Here is a 15,108-nt window from a genome sequence, read left to right on the forward strand (position 1 = left end):
CACCGTCAGCAAATCCTCCATTTAAATCGAAAAAGTCCGCCGCCCATACCTCCAATTAAATTGAAAACATTCCCGCCGATTTGCGTGAAAAATAACACCAGTAACGGCCTCTACTACGACATCAAGCTGGAGGCTGGCTGGTGGAAACCCAAGGTCTTCGAGGAACTGAAACAAACTCTCCCCGATTACTTTTTGAAAATACTCGAACCCTATCAAACTATCCTGGTGGTGGTGGAGAAGCAACTGCGGGAAGCCACCGCGCGCGAAGAACGCACGGCCAACCGTTTGCTGCCGGTGGGACTGGGAGCGCTCACCGCCTCGGTGTTGGACCGGGAGTTTGTTGATTATACACGCTTCACCAGCCGCGGCCAGGTAGCCAGTTTCACCGGCTTGTGTCCCAGCGAAGCCTCCAGTGGCAATAAACGCATACAGGGCAGCATCAACAAACACGGCAACCCCCGCATCCGGCATATGATTATAGAAGCGGTCTGGCGCATGTTTCAATTCCAGCCCGATTACCAACCCATCCTCTACTGGAAAGAGCGTATACAAAACGAACCCTTCAGTGCGGCTAAGAAAAAGAAGATGGTCGTGGCCATCGCCAGGCAGTTCGCCGTGGACTGGTGGCGTATCCAGACCGGACGCATGAGTGCCGACACCGTAGGATTGCGACTCAACTATCCAACTGCCTACTCCACCCGGGCCCTGCGTGAAGGACGCATCTCCAAAGTCTATGCCTGAATGAAACTGTTCTTTTGAAATACTGTTATGAAACCTATTTGGAACGGAAGGCCTGCGCGCAGTGACACATGAGTCCAAGATGACTCGATAAAAAGATTGCGCGGCCCTTGTTCCTCCAGCCCGATTGAATAGATCACCTTGCACTGTCTGTAGTCTGGGCACGTGCGGATAGCAGTTTATGCACGGCAAAGAGCCGATTGCAACTGCGGGAGGAAACGTATCAGATAAACAATAACGGCCCACCGAAAGGTAGCAAAAAACAAATACAATTTCACCAATGGATTAAACAATCGAAACCGTCTTGACAATATATCCCATAGCAGTGTCATTTCTTGAAAAATGATATGACAGGTAATGGAACTATTAGATTCCCCTATTGCATTTCAGTAAATTGCCTAAAGTTTGGATAAGAGGTTTCCGATTCTTCTCTGACCGCAAGATTCCAGGAGTGACGATTTTCTGGTCCTCATAAGCTGCAATTTGGTAAAAGGGTCCTCATTTTAGCATTTTAGCCGACTCACTTTTATTGACCTGGAAATCGGTGTTCTAGCGTTAGGCCCATAGCGGTATTGAGTGGAAATCCTTTCCAGTAAGTATGCTCTCCAGTTTCGCGATCATTCTCTAAAGAGTAGATACCGTCCTTAGCATTTGGTACCAGGTCAAGATACGTTTTAGCCATTGTGTCACCTTTTAGTTTATAATCCAGAAAAGCGGTAACAAAGTGTGCTGTGATATTGTTCATGCGCAAGTTATCCCAAACCGAATCGATATAGTGACGGGGATTGACCGTGTCTCCACTTTGCAGAATTTCAACAGGCACCGGCATCGGTGCAGCGGCGTTGTGACCGGCATTTTGAAACGTTAATAAATAGCGGTCACTGCTTACAGCATTCTCAAAAATGGCGCGCGTACCGTTTTCATATCCCGCAACCACATCCACACTGCCTGAAATATATAAAACGGGTACTTCAATGCCCTTAAGATCTTCCGGTTTCCAATACTTGGAAGTCATTCCCCAAGGGGCGATCGCAACCCCTGCTTTTATTCTAGAATCTAGCTGACTAAGATAGTCTGAGTTTCCCGTTGTGTGCCGATTAAGTAATCGTTTCAGCGATGGATTGTCGGATCCCATGTCGTCACTAAAGCCGCCACCAATGTTGTTAACCAGACCGTAACCTCCCATGGAGTATCCAATCACGGCTGTAGTATCCGCATTCAAAAAACCATTCAGAAAGCTGCTGGAGTTTTTCGATAACGTGGCCAGCTGACTTAAAATGAATCGTTGATCCAGAGGCCTGTTGTAAAGAGTACTGGGGAAGGCCTGAATATCATCATAAGTACTGTCTGTGTGATCTATCGAAGCGACTACATAACCCTTGCTGGCCAGATTTTCGCCAAGGTGGGCCATCAAAAAACGGTTTCCAGGATAGCCGTGGGAAATAATAACCAATGGAAATTTGCCTTCCTGTTTTAGAGCTGCCGCGTCGCGGACTCCTTTACCGTAAAGGGTGGCCGTAATCTTTGGATTACGCGTCATGGCGCTGTATTGGCCTCCAGGAAGTTGTCCTGGTGTTAATTGTGCCGGGTACCAGATTTCCACAGTGAGGCTTCGATCATAATGTTGTGGTTCATTGCCTTCTTTCATTTTTAAAACGTCGAGGCGACCCGGGTCGTTGAATGACAAAGTTCGAACTCCAACGTTATAGTCGCCGTAATGGGCAAGTTCAGGCGCATCTTGTCTTATTGCGTCGATGTGGTTGGGTTGGCCGTGTAAACAATTGACGGTAATTAACAGCTGTAGACCCAAAAAGCGTTTAATAATTTGCAATCTGTCTTTGATATTTTTCATGCGGCTCGGTTGAGAAGATTACCTGATATTATTTTACTTCAAATTGGATTGTTAATGACAATGAATTTCTATTCCTGAGGTGAATATTTCCTGCGATTACCATTACGGGTAGCTGAATATCCACCTCGGCCTGTCTCTTTGCTGGAACTTTCTTAAACCTGGGATGATTTAGGGATTACTTTATGGATACTTACCAGTTCTACTTGAGTGATCTGCCCCGGAGCTATGGGCTGTGGCAGTACTATTTAACCGATTTTCTTGTTAGTCGCGCAGTAGGTGATGGTCCACTTGTTGGCTTATAAAGAAAGCCGATGGGCTAAATTCCCAGACTCTTCCTGGCAAAAAACAAAATTTGGAACTAAAATTGGATTTAAGGCTTAAAATAAATTGATTCCTAATCCGACGAGTGTCATAGCCGATAACCATGGTTTTAAATTTCAAAGAAATGGGGGATCCAGAAGCTCCTCCGGTAATAGCACTTCATGGGCTACTTGGCTCTATGCGGAATTGGACGAGTGCCGGGCGATTATTGGCTGAGAAGTATCGGGTATTATTAGTGGATGCCCGGAATCATGGTAGTTCGTTCCACGCACCCACCCATACCTTTGATGACATGGTTCAGGACCTGGTTGAGTTGCTTGACCACGTAGGCCTGGACTCTGCGACTTTTATTGGGCATAGCATGGGGGGGAAGGTGGCAATGACTTTTGCTTGCCGGTATCCTGACAGGGTCAACCAACTTTTTGTTGTAGACACTGCGCCTAAAGATTATCCGCCTTTGCATGATGAAGAGTTTGAGGCCATGAATGCATTGAAATTGTCCAAGCTTAAATCTCGTGCGGATGCCGATGTTGAACTGGCTGAATATATAGAAGACTGGGCCCTTCGTCAGTTTCTGATTTCGAATGTTGTGCGTGCTGAAGATTCGGAAGGTTTCAAGTGGCTGATTAATTTGCCAGTTATTGAGGACCACTTAGATGAACTGTCTTATAGCCCTTTGGATTCGGACGAAACGTTCGACGGTAAAACCCATTTTCTTATTGGAGGAAAGTCTCATTTCGTGGACACAGACGATTTCAAGGAAATTCGCCACCATTTTCCCCATGCCACGATCGATACCTGGAACGACTCGGGGCACAATCCACATTTCGACCATAAGGAACGCTTTGTAAATTGGGTGATGGGAAAGTGAAAATTGAATGGTGATTGTGGGAAAATAAAAATCCTGACGATAATCTATATCTTGGGATTTTGTGAAGCTTTCCGCTTGAATATTGGGTCATCCATCCACACCAACTAGTGAATGCGCGATGCCCAATCATCTTCTATTATCCGTGCTCTCCGTGGAACCTGGCTTAATCCTATTTCGGATGACCAGTGCGATTTTTTCAGTGATGGGATTCTACTGGCTGAGAAAAAGGAAAATTCCTGGGTTATCATTGAGTTAGGTGATACGGATGAATTGGTTAAAAAATACGGACTCGGGGAGCATCAGATTGAGAAACAGGCGGGATTATTGATGCCGCCATTTTTCGATATGCACTTTCACTGGGTGCAGGACGATGTGCGTGAAATGCCGAAAACGTCTCTGCTTGAATGGCTGAATAGATACACCTTTCCGCGAGAGGCTGAATTTGCTGACTATGCAATTGCCGAGGAGAAAGCGAAAATCTTTTGGAAACGTATTTTGGCTACCGGAACGATAGGTGGGCTTTGTTATAGTTCGATTCATCAAGTGGCCCTTGAAGCGGCGATGCGAAATGCGCCCGAGCATTTCAAAATTGGGAACGTCCTCATGACCATGAATTCCCCCCCGAATTTGACCCAGTCCGACGAGGAGGCTATTCAGCTTACCCAATGGGCGGCGAGCACCTTTGGCCAACGGCATGTCGCCAGTCCGCGATTTGCTCCAACTACAGGTCCTGAGGTCATAACAGCCTCAGCTGAGGCCGCTGCTTCCATCGAAGGCTATTCCCAGACCCATATGTGTGAAACCCATGAGGAGATCGAATGGGTGAAGTCTATTTATCGGGAGTTGCACGGGTTTGAAGATATCGATTACTATATTCAGGTTTATGAACGGACAGGGTTCCTTGGGCCAAAAACCGTTCTGGGTCATTGTATTCATTTGACGGATGCCGAGTGGAAACTGATGGGGACGACTGATACGGTAATTGCAAGCTGTCCAACTTCGAATGGTCCGTTGGAAGAACGAGGATTGGGGTCTGGTTTGTTTGATTTTCAAAGAGCGGATGCGGAAAGGGTTCGTTGGGTGCTGGCTACAGATATTGGGGGTGGTCCTTATCTTTCCATGTTGGACGTGATGGCGTCCTTCGTGCGACAGAATCGCGCAAGTGGTGTAAACTCGGCTACATTCGTTAAGGCCCTGTTTCGATCTACCCAGGCTGGAGCAGATGTGTTGGGCTTAGGCCATCGAAAAGGGTCATTCAAGTCAGGAAAGGATTTAGATTTTATTGCCGTCAAAGTTCCGACTGATCAAATCCTTGGCACATCCGCTGAAGTCGCTTTGGAATCTGCAATTATGCCTTTCGAAGGTTCTCGTGAGAAGTACGAATCCTTGATTTTAAAAACGGTAATCGAAGGAGACACGGTGTTCGAATGTTGAGTTTTTGGAGATCGGTGGCCGGTGAGGTGTTCGAGGGTAGGAGAGTGTTTCTGGCCTTTGTTGTTGGACATCAAAAAGGATCTCCCGGAACAGAGCAGGCACGTTTGCTTTTTACTGAGGATGGTCGACAACTTGGAACTATAGGAGGCGGTGCTATGGAAGCGCGCCTTCTTAACGATTCTAAAGTAGCTTTCAAAGAAGGACCCGTAGCTCCTCAACTAACCACTCTGATACATCGTCCATCGAAGGAATCGGCTTCTGGTTTATTTTGTGGCGGTACCCAGACGCAAGTTACCCTCATTGTGGATGAGTCTCATAAAACTATCGTTGGTGAAATCCTGGAACGGCTTGAGTTGGGTAAATCCGGGACGGTGGTTTTTACTTCCAAAGGTATCTCACTCCGAGAGGAGGAATTGGAAAATCCTGCTGTGGGATTTGATAGGCCGGATGCTCGTTGGTCTGCATGGGTAGGATTATTCAATCGCCGTAGAATTCTCATTGTAGGTTGCGGTCATTGTGGAGCGGCTTTGGCCCGACAGATGGATTTGCTCGGTTTTCATGTGACCGTTGTGGATCCGCGGAAGGATCTATTTACTCAAAATGCTTTGCCGGCTGAAATTGTTATTGAAATTTGTGACTATGCGGGCGCTGCTGCTTTAATGGCGGTCAAGCATGCGATATTGACCTTCGCAATTGTGATGACACCCTCTTTTATTGACGACGTTGCTGCCTTGGCCGGTTTGCTGACAAAGCCGTTTCCTTTTATAGGCGTTATGGGAAGTCCTGCAAAAATAAAAAAGATCCAAGATGAACTTCGTATCCGGAATTTCGGAGATGAGAGTTGGAGCCGAATTACCGCTCCAGTTGGGCTATCTATTGGCAGCGATACTCCTGAGGAAATTGCAGTGAGTGTTGCGGCGCAAATTCTGCAGAAATTAAACCAAGCGAGTTTTTAATGAGTCTTAAAACTTCTATTCGATTTATCCTGAACAATCGCGAATTCGTGGCCCTGGAATCTCCAGGTCGATTAGCTCTCGATTATTTGCGAAATTCGGAGCGACTTACCGGGACCAAAGAAGGGTGTAAAGAAGGTGATTGCGGAGCTTGTACGGTATTGATGGGGAGTTTGGAGAATGGAATTGTCCGTTATGTGCCAATGACCTCTTGCCTTATCCCCATGGGGGAGGTCGTGGGAAAACATTTAGTTACTATTGAAGGGCTTAACCTTGAAACGCTTTCTCATGTCCAGGAGGCCATGGTTGATACGGGTGGAACGCAGTGTGGTTACTGCACGCCTGGGTTTGTTGTGGCGATCACTGGATGGCTAATGGATAAAAACCGTCCCCTTAATTCAAAAGGTGCGAAAGAAGCCATTTCAGGGAATTTATGTCGTTGCACGGGTTACCGTTCCATCAAGGAAGCCGGTGAGCAAGTGATTGAAAAACTTTCTTCTAAATTGTCGGGTGAAAATAGGATTTCCGAACTTTGCGAAAACGGTGCTCTTCCGGCCTATTTCGAAACCATTCCTGCTCGATTGGCCAAACTTCAATTACCGGATTTTCCAAATAATGAAGGCGAAGGTGGGTGTCCGTTGATGATTGCCGGTGGCACTGATCTTTACGTGCAACGTGGGGAAGATATTCCGGATCAGAGTGTCATGCTTCTGAATATAAGCTCCCCCATCAATCCTATTAAGGAAGAAAACGGAAAGGTTGTGGTAGACGCTCGGATGTCTTTCCAGGAATTTGGAGATGATCCCTTGATTCAAGCTGCGATTCCTGATATCCAGGCTTACAATGAGTTGATTGCCAGCTGGCCGATTCGGACTCGTGCGACTTTGGGTGGTAATATCTGCAATGCTTCGCCCATCGCAGACATGACGTGTTTGCTACTTGCGTTGAACGCGGACTTGCATCTCGAAAGCGAAGAAGAATCCAGGAGTGTTGCACTGAAAGATTTTTTCTTAGGCTACAAGCAATTGGCGAAGAAAGATGAGGAAATGGTTCGATCAGTTTCTTTTCTTAAAGCTGGTGTCCATACGAAAATCAATTGGGAAAAAGTTTCCAAGCGGGCGGTTTTAGATATTGCCACGGTGAATTCGGCAGCCCGTTTTGAAATGGGAGAGAATGGGGTAATTACAGACGCTCATCTCGCGCTGGGTGGGGTTGCTGCTATTCCGCTTTATCTTTCTAAAGCGAGTCAGCTTTTACGGAATCAACTTTTGACTGCTGATCTCGCCCTGGCAGCGATAGGCATCGCCCAAACAGAATTTACCCCTATTAGTGATGTAAGGGGATCAGCGGATTATAAACGCTTATTAGCACGACAGCTGTTGTTGGCCCATTTTTTAAAATGTTTTCCTGAAGTAGTTAGTGAGGAGGTGGTTTATGCGGCATTGTGATAGTGAGTTGCATGTAACGGGTCGCTCGGAATACACGGACGATGTTGCTCCGCCTCATGGTTTATTGCATGGAGTTGTCTTCGGTTCTCCGATTGCTCATGGAAATATCCAAAAGCTGGATACGACAGCTGCCTTGGCTATGGAAGGCGTGCGAGGTGTCTATAGTTACGATGATATCCCTGCCACAAAGATCATTGGTGCCGTCGTTGCAGACGAACCTCTTTTTGCGCATGATAAGGTTATGTATATTGGTCATCCGTTAGCATTGATCGTTGCAGATACGGTTGAGAATGCGCGTAAGGCCCTGAAGGTATGCAAGGTGAAAATTGATCCATTACCTGTGACGGTTTGTCCGAGGGAGGCCTATGCCACTGGAGAGCTTCATCAACCAGTGCGCGTGTTTCAAAAAGGAGATGTCGATGCTGTCTGGGATCAGTGCGATTTTGTTGTCGAAGGCAAGGTGGACCTGGCTGGACAGGATCACCTTTATCTTGAAACGAACCGGGCTCGATCGGTGCCTGGTGAAGATGGCCTGGTGAAAGTCTATTCATCGACTCAAAGTCCATCCGCAGCGCAAAAATGGGTTGCGGCCGTCCTCGGCATTCCCATGCACAAGGTAGAGATTGATGTGAAACGTCTTGGTGGTGGCTTCGGCGGCAAAGAAGATCAAGCGACTCATTGGGCCTGTATGGCTTCGATCGCTGCAGTGGCATTGAATACTCCCGTGCAAATTGTTCTTAACCGCGTTGAGGATATGAGAATGACGGGGAAGCGTCATCCCTACAAACAGGATTTCAAAATGGGATTAACCAAAGACGGCAAAATTCTGGCTTTGGATCTGGCTCACTACCAAAATTCTGGTGCATACGTGGATCTTTCGCCTCCGGTTTTGGAACGAACGGTCCTCCATTCGACGAATTGTTACGCGATTCCTAATGTGAAGATTTTGGCGGCTGCGTGTCGAACCCACTTGGTGCCTAATACTGCTTTCCGTGGATTTGGTGGACCACAGGGAATGTTTCCAACGGAGGCAGCTATTTACAAAGCGGCAATCGTGATGGGTGTTACTCCAGAGTGGATTCAAGCGAAGAATCTCATTGAGGACGGGTATCAGTTTCACTATGGTCAGGTGGTTGAGGCGTCTACCATGAAGCGTACTTGGCTTGAGGCTACGGAGTTATTCGATCTTGAGGGAATGAAACAACGAATAGCTAGTTATAATGATTCCCATCGCGGTTCGAAAAAAGGCTATGCGGTCATGCCAGTGTGCTTTGGTATCAGTTTTACGAAGACATTTTTGAATCAAGGCAGTAGTTTAGTGCATGTCTACACGGACGGTTCGGTCAGTGTGACGACAGGTGGTATCGAAATGGGGCAGGGCGTAAGTTCCAACATGATTGCCATTGTTTCGCGATTATTCGGCATCAGCCATAAGCGTGTTCGATGTAATAGTACCAACACAAGTCGTATTGCGAATATTTCTCCCAGTGCCGCCAGCGCAACTTCAGACCTTAATGGTAATGCGACCATTCTGGCCTGCGAAGAAATATTGGTTGGACTAAAAGACGTGGCGGCAAAGGAGCTGGGCGGGGAACCTGACGATATCTCAATCCAGGACGGTTTGGTTTACCTCAAAGGGGAAGCGTCGAAATTGGATTGGGATCAACTCGTGCTGAAAACTTATTTTGCCCGGGTTAAGCTTATGGCTCATGGGTTTTACACACCACCTGGCCTGCATTACGATTTCACAAAGGATAATAACCACCCTTTCCATTATTATACCTATGGAACCTGCTATATTGAATCGACCGTGGATTGCCTCCGTGGGACCTACACGATTGACTCTGCCAAGTTGGTCCATGATCTCGGGCGAGGAATTATTCGTTCGGTTGATCTTGGTCAGATTGAGGGTGGGTTGGCTCAAGGAATAGGTTGGGTCACGCTTGAGGAACTAGCCTTCAATGATGAGGGACGATTGCTTTCGCACGCCTTGTCAACTTACAAGGCGCCGGACGGAGATTTTCTTCCAGACGATATTCAAGTTAAGTTTTTGGAAAATGCTGACAATCCTGGTGGCCCGTTAGGAAGTAAGGCGGTAGGCGAGCCTCCGTTCATGTATGGAATTGCTGCCTATTTCGCTCTTCAACGAGCAATTGATGCGTTTAAAATTAAAATTTCCGATGAAGTAATTTCTCCTATGACACCGGAGCGGGTTCTTTTGTCACTGTATGACAAAGATAATATTCATCTAAAACAACCGACATCTGTTTAATGAGTTTGCTGAAATTTATTCATGTTTCGCAGGTCAAATGTAGGAGCCACCTTGGTGGCGAAATCGGAAAATCGTCAAACGTTCGGGTCGCGAGCAAGCTTGCTCCTACGCAACATTTATTGATTGGTTTACTTTCTAATGTAGGAGCTGCTTTAGCTGCGATTAGCAACGTCATTAAATCGCAGCTGAAGCAGCTACTCCTACATTTCTATAGAGGCGTTGGCGCATCTCAGTCGTGTATTACAGCTTTAATGAAATCGCGGCATTAAGCCGCTCCTACAAATCATGTACCAATTCGCTAACTAAACTATGGAAGCCGGTCTGATTGAATTTTTTAATATCGTTTTTCGATTTATCCATATTGTAGCTGCGATTATGTGGATAGGTAATTCCCTCCTTTTTACCTGGATGGAAATTAACCTGCTTGAAGGGAAAGAAGACGAGGAATCCTTGGGGTATCTGAACATGCTTCATGGAGGAGGAATCTTTCATTTGCAGAAGCGTGTAATCAAGCCGGATGAAATTCCTGCCCGCTTGCACATATTTAAATGGCAGTCTTATACCACCTGGATCAGCGGATTTATTCTTCTGGTATCGGTTTTCTACACACGCGGTGGGACTTTACTGCTCGACCCATCGAAATCGGATCTGCCATCCTACATGGGTTGGGTAATAAGTCTTGGTTCTCTGATTCTGGGATGGTTTATTTATGACCTTTTGTGGCGGAGCCCCATTGGGAACTATGCGTGGCTTGGACTGTTGATAACATTTGCCGCCATTTTATTTTATGCTTCCTGGTTGGAGACGGTTTTTAATGGGCGGGCAGTTTATCTGCAAATGGGGGCGATGATGGGCACTTGGATGAGTGCCAATGTTCGTTTCCATATCATAGTAAATCAGGACAAGATGATGGCTGCACTGCGTGATGGAAAACCACACGATCTGAAGACCGGCAAGCAGGCCAAGATTCGATCCTGGCACAACCACTATATTACTTTTCCTGTTATATTCCTAATGCTGAGTGCTCACTTCCCATCGACCTATGGGAGTGAGAGAAATATTGCTATAGCTGCCGTTGTGATTGTCTGCCTCATAATCATCAAACACATGATGAACAGTTACCAGACGATTGTTCGTTGGAAGGAGATCATCTACGCCACCTTCATCGCTGGAACTGCCTCCGTCTATGGCTTGATGACGGTACCCCCGATTTTCGGTGACCCGGTTGAAATCGTTCAATTGAGTCCTGAAGCCGAGGCTGGTAAACAATTTTTCAGTGCGATGGGTTGCCAGGCCTGCCATTTGCCTCAGGCAGGAACCATTGCACCCAGTCTCCATGGACTGATAGGCAGTGAGCGCGAATTTGTAGATGGAACGAAACTTATAGCCGACGAAGCCTACATTCGAGATTCGATCATGAACTCTACGGCTAAGGTAGTTAAAGGTTTTGCGCCAACAATGCCTCCCTACGCCAGTGTCATTCAGGAAGAGCAATTGAATCAACTAGTGGCGTATATTCTATCGCTAAGTGAGTGATTTTAAACTCAACCACAGATGAACCTAAATACTTGATTAGGATGAAATGGGAGGAAGAGATAAATTAAGAGGACGAAGAAGATTTTATCTCGTCCAAATACGCATGCAGGAAAGGAAGTAATCCTCCAATGCAGTTTCTTCTTTTAGGTTAACATTCAAGAGGCCAATAACTTCCTCAAACTGTTGGACGCTATCTGTGAATTTTAAAGTGATATCGCCTTCTTTTTCTCCACGGAGGTAGGGTGCGGCTGTTTCTCTGGTTTGATGTTCAATCTCTTTAAGCAACTTGGCGCGAATGCCTTTGGCCGATCCTTCACGGGTAGCATCTTTTTCTTCATCAGGCAAATCTTCGGGAAGATTTTCACGTTCCTCTTTCCAGTTCTCGGTGACCAATCCCTCCAAGATACCATTAAAACGAGCAATCAATCCATAAAGCATCATGAAACTCGCAGTGATCTTTTTCTTATCCGATGTCATTTCGGCCATGCCGTTGAGGAAGGTGGAATAATCTTTTAGCCAACGATGCCAGTCTTCGTTGTCTGTGGGCTCAAAGGGGGCTGGAATTCGAAAGTTGAAACAGCGACTGCGAATAGTATCCAGGAGTGCATATGGCCGAGTCGTGACCAAGATGATCGTGGTATTCAGTGGAGGTTCTTCCAGGGTTTTCAGGATTATATTGGCACTCGCAGCTTTGGATGAAGCTCCCAGCCGATCGGCCTCATAAATGACTGAGACCTTGCGTTCACCCTGGTTAGGAGATTGTTGGATTTGTCTTACAATTTCCCGGGTATCTTCGGCTCGAATAGAGCGAGCCTTTTTGGAAGGACGAAGTGGAAAGAAATCCGGATGTTTCTCTACGCGCTCAAATCGCGCCTCGTCCAACGAACCATCTACCACGATATTAAGAAGCACTGAAGCTAAGCCGAGAGCTACTTCTTCTAAAAATGGATAGTGGTCCCCGTGGAAAAGCATGGCATGTGGAAGGCGTCCCTTTTCAATCGAACGTTCAAGCACCTCCACCGGGTTGGTGGATTTCAATGGCTCATTTAATACGGTTTTTAATCCCATCCCAAATTGCCTGTTCGACGGCGTCGATTGTTTGATGTCCATCTATTACGAGAAAACGATCCCGGTTGTTTTCTGCCAGATCGAGATACCCTCGTCGAACCGCTTTATAGAAATCTAAATGCTCCTGCTCCATACGGTCGGGGGTTTCCGTTTTACGGGTCAAAATACGGCGAAATCCTTCTTCTGGATCGAGGTCTATGAGGATGGTGATATCGGGTAGGGTCGAGGCTATCGCAATTTGATTAATCGATTCAACTATAGCTCCATCGATTGCGCGCGCGATTCCCTGATAGACGGTGGTCGAATCGTGGAAGCGATCACAAATGACTACGTTGCCTGCTTTCAGGTTTGGTAGAATCAGTTCATCAACATGCTGTGCTCGACTCGCGGCGAAAAGCAGAAGTTCGGTGCGAGGAACCATATTTTTTCCACTGACGGCATGTTTTAATAAATGACGGATCTCTTCACCTAGCGCAGTGCCTCCAGGTTCTCTGCTCACTGTCACGTTTCGCCCCAATCCTTCCAATTTGGAAGTCAGTCGTTGGATCTGAGTTGTTTTCCCCGTTCCTTCGGAACCTTCAAATGTAATGAACAATCCTTTTTTGGCGTCTGCCATCAAACGTCTTTCCAGTTTTGAATAAAGTTTTTGATATCCTCGAGACTCGGGCTTTCTCCGGTGCGAACATAATGACCGCTGAAGCATACTCCAATGGTAAGGCAAACTAGCGGTGGAAAACCCAACAGCTGGGCCGTTGAGAATCCTGCGTTGAAATGGTCACCCGCTCCAGTTGTTATCTTGGGTTTGTCCGTGTAAGGTCCAGGAATCCAGAATGTGTCTTCCTTGGTTGCGCAAGCGGCGGATTCTTTCGGATGAACAACCACGCAACCGAGGTTGAGTTCATTACGAATAGAACTAGCCATTGTTTTCAGGCCTTGGGCATCTGCCTCGATTTCCGACTGACCTAAAATTCCGTAGACTTGTTTTGCTTCGGCCAGATTGAGTCCCAATGTAACTTGTCCGTGATTTTGGAAACGGGAAATAGTTCTGAGTACTTCCTCAATTTCGTTAGCCGGACGTTTTTCTGGATCCGCCAAATCGAAATAATAGTGTTTGATATCGCGAGGTGGTAGGTTGGGAATGACCTTATCCAATAAATCAACGAATAGTTGAGTCATGTTGGGAATCATCGTCCAGTTGACCATACTGATGAGGTCCTGACGGGAGAGTAGGTCGAAAAATTCGCCCTCACTGATGTGCTTCAAAATGGAATCATAACTGATTTCGTCGAGAGAAGACATGGTACCAAGCATGATTTTGCCATCCGTGAACTCCAGCGCATGCGTAATTCCTGGATTGACGATCGATATTGCACCCGTGTTTTTGGCAAATTCTTCGAAAACAGGACGAATCGTTTTATCACCCAGTGCCCCGATGTAACGGGTATTGACCCCGGCATTCAATAGTGCATTTGCCATGATAGGTCCATTGCCGCCCAGCTTTTCGAAATTAACAAACAGCTCAATATTTGCGCTCTGGCCCGCAGCAGCCAGAACACGGTTTCCGAACACCTCGATGGTATCCATGCGTTCGAATTGGTCGCCTTGTCCATATCGTTTGTCCACGACGGAGGTGATTCGGTCGATAAAACCGTCAAATCCAACGAGGGCATTTTTTTGTGACACATCTGATCCGTGCTTACTGAGGTGTTCTACTGTAAGGGCCTTATAATCCATAAATCTCTGTGTTTCTGTAGTTTTGTTCTGTGCTAAATAAGTAGTTAAATGCAGAACATGCTTAGGCAGAAACAATTCTTAAAGAAAAAACTACGCCCAATATTCATTTTAACTTTGAAGCTCAGGAAGAAACGGTAAAAGGATATTGCAACATCCAATCCTAACAACGGTCATCCCAACCGACTATGCTTTTAATCCTCGCTCAATCCAATGAATCTGGGCTGCTCACCTATTTCTTCCAGTCCAACGCGGCTGGCAAGCTGATCATTCTGGCGCTCGGAGTCTTTAGCGCTGTGGCGTGGACCGTCATGATTGGTAAAGCTATGGAGCTGAACCAGCTGTTTAAACTTAATGGACGATTTGAAGCAACCCTGAACAACGCTCCTTCGTTGTTAGAGTTAGCCAGCAAAAAGGCTTTTAGTGAATCGATTCCCTTTGCGGCCCTGGTTAAAACGGCCACTCAGTGTTACTTTCGAGCCGTTGAAATAGAGGCCGATCAAGGTAACGCCGTTTCTCATGCCGAAAATGCTTTGCAACGGGCGGTGGCCAACCAGAGCATGAACTACGAGCGCAAGATGGTCCTCCTTGCTTCCATCGTGACCGGTGCTCCGTTTATGGGGCTCTTGGGAACCGTGTGGGGAGTGATGGATGCTTTTGGTGCGATCGGCCTGGGAAATAGCGCGAGTATCGCGAGCTTGGCACCAGGTGTTTCCGGTGCCTTGCTAACAACCGTTGCAGGGCTGCTGGTTGCTATACCTTCCGTGTTCGGGTACAATTTCCTACTTTCCCTCACCAAGAAACGGGTCATCGAGCTTGAGAATTTTGCCAGCACCATTGCTGACCGAATAGAACTCGAGGATACTGCTTCCCGTCGATTCTAA

12 protein-coding genes are annotated in these 15,108 nt (G+C 46.7%); 8 read left to right on the forward strand and 4 right to left on the reverse strand.

Features of this window, described 5'->3' with window-relative positions:
• On the forward strand, positions 1-741 hold a 741-nt coding region (locus O3C43_10615), incomplete at its 5' end, for a transposase (GenBank protein MDA1066945.1).
• A 523-nt stretch (positions 742-1,264) separates the two neighbouring features.
• Here O3C43_10615 and O3C43_10620 read toward each other — a convergent pair.
• On the reverse strand, positions 1,265-2,590 hold the full coding sequence (locus O3C43_10620) for a dienelactone hydrolase (protein ID MDA1066946.1): 1,326 nt from the start codon (positions 2,588-2,590) through the stop codon (positions 1,265-1,267).
• 424 nt (positions 2,591-3,014) lie between these two features.
• On the opposite strand from O3C43_10620, the gene O3C43_10625 reads away from it, so the two are divergent.
• From O3C43_10625 to O3C43_10650, 6 genes are all read left to right on the forward strand, one after another.
• The gene (locus O3C43_10625; GenBank protein MDA1066947.1) at positions 3,015-3,782 is read left to right on the forward strand and encodes an alpha/beta fold hydrolase; all 768 of its coding nucleotides are present in this window, start codon (positions 3,015-3,017) and stop codon (positions 3,780-3,782) included.
• A 111-nt stretch (positions 3,783-3,893) separates the two neighbouring features.
• A complete protein-coding gene (locus O3C43_10630) occupies positions 3,894-5,216 on the forward strand; it encodes an amidohydrolase family protein (protein MDA1066948.1) in 1,323 nt (440 codons plus the stop codon).
• A gap of 44 nt (positions 5,217-5,260) precedes the next feature.
• A complete protein-coding gene (locus O3C43_10635) occupies positions 5,261-6,172 on the forward strand; it encodes an XdhC family protein (GenBank protein MDA1066949.1) in 912 nt (303 codons plus the stop codon).
• Positions 6,172-7,617: an FAD binding domain-containing protein gene (locus tag O3C43_10640; protein ID MDA1066950.1), complete on the forward strand. Its 1,446-nt coding sequence runs from the start codon at positions 6,172-6,174 to the stop codon at positions 7,615-7,617. The genes O3C43_10635 and O3C43_10640 overlap by 1 nt, the downstream gene beginning before the upstream one ends.
• Complete coding sequence (locus tag O3C43_10645) at positions 7,604-9,889, forward strand: molybdopterin-dependent oxidoreductase (protein ID MDA1066951.1); 2,286 nt, start codon at positions 7,604-7,606, stop codon at positions 9,887-9,889. The genes O3C43_10640 and O3C43_10645 overlap by 14 nt, the downstream gene beginning before the upstream one ends.
• A gap of 309 nt (positions 9,890-10,198) precedes the next feature.
• Positions 10,199-11,425 carry a urate hydroxylase PuuD gene (locus tag O3C43_10650; protein ID MDA1066952.1) on the forward strand — a complete coding sequence of 409 codons (1,227 nt, stop codon included), beginning with the start codon at positions 10,199-10,201 and terminating at the stop codon, positions 11,423-11,425.
• An 84-nt stretch (positions 11,426-11,509) separates the two neighbouring features.
• On the opposite strand, the gene O3C43_10655 is transcribed toward O3C43_10650, so the two are convergent.
• From O3C43_10655 to O3C43_10665, 3 genes are read right to left on the reverse strand one after another with little or no spacing between them, the layout of a single operon-like run.
• Positions 11,510-12,493, reverse strand: coding sequence for a DNA polymerase III subunit gamma/tau (locus tag O3C43_10655; protein ID MDA1066953.1), 984 nt, complete (start codon positions 12,491-12,493; stop codon positions 11,510-11,512).
• On the reverse strand, positions 12,468-13,109 hold the full coding sequence (gene tmk, locus O3C43_10660; GenBank protein MDA1066954.1) for a dTMP kinase: 642 nt from the start codon (positions 13,107-13,109) through the stop codon (positions 12,468-12,470). Before tmk ends, O3C43_10655 begins: the two co-directional genes overlap by 26 nt.
• Entirely contained in the window at positions 13,109-14,227 is a 1,119-nt protein-coding gene (locus tag O3C43_10665) for a carbohydrate kinase family protein (GenBank protein MDA1066955.1), read from the reverse strand. Before O3C43_10665 ends, tmk begins: the two co-directional genes overlap by 1 nt.
• A gap of 185 nt (positions 14,228-14,412) precedes the next feature.
• Here O3C43_10665 and O3C43_10670 point away from each other — a divergent pair, with 185 nt between their 5' ends.
• Positions 14,413-15,108: a MotA/TolQ/ExbB proton channel family protein gene (locus tag O3C43_10670; protein MDA1066956.1), complete on the forward strand. Its 696-nt coding sequence runs from the start codon at positions 14,413-14,415 to the stop codon at positions 15,106-15,108.

This window comes from Verrucomicrobiota bacterium (assembly GCA_027622555.1).
Taxonomy (GTDB): Bacteria; Verrucomicrobiota; Verrucomicrobiia; order Opitutales; family UBA2995; genus UBA2995.